This is a genomic window from Mesorhizobium sp. M5C.F.Ca.ET.164.01.1.1, assembly GCF_004792125.1.
Lineage (GTDB): Bacteria > Pseudomonadota > Alphaproteobacteria > Rhizobiales > Rhizobiaceae > Mesorhizobium > Mesorhizobium wenxiniae.
Genome location: NZ_SRTG01000183.1, coordinates 1 through 387, shown reverse-complemented (window position 1 = coordinate 387; position 387 = coordinate 1). Strand labels below are relative to the sequence as shown.

The window sequence follows — 387 nt, the reverse complement described above, 5'->3', positions numbered from 1 at the left end:
GAAGAACGGAAAACTATCGGCGCGCGGCATGGCATAATCCATGAAGCTTGCCGTCAGGAGCTGGCCGTCCTCGCTATAGACGGTGTTCTCGGTCAGGGCCTGGCCGATGCCCTGGACGACGCCGCCATGCACCTGGCCGGCAAGCAGGATCGGATTCACCGTGACGCCGAAATCGTCGACGATGGTGTAGCGCAGGATCTCGGTGGCGCCGGTGTCGGGATCGATCTCGACCTCGCAGATGTGGGTGCCGTTGGGATAGGTGCATTCGTCCTGGACGAATTCGCCGAAGCCCTTGAGGTCGTCCGCGGTTTTCGCCGCCCTGGCGACGCTGGCGAAATCGATTGTGCGATCGGTACCGACGATGCGTGCCACGCCGTCGGACAGTTC

1 protein-coding gene is annotated in these 387 nt (G+C 62.8%); it reads right to left on the bottom strand.

Annotated features, from left to right (window positions below; all coding sequences use genetic code 11):
* Positions 1 to 387, bottom strand: a 387-nt coding sequence (locus EN807_RS33030) for a molybdopterin cofactor-binding domain-containing protein (RefSeq protein WP_145972470.1), incomplete at both ends; no start/stop codon positions are given.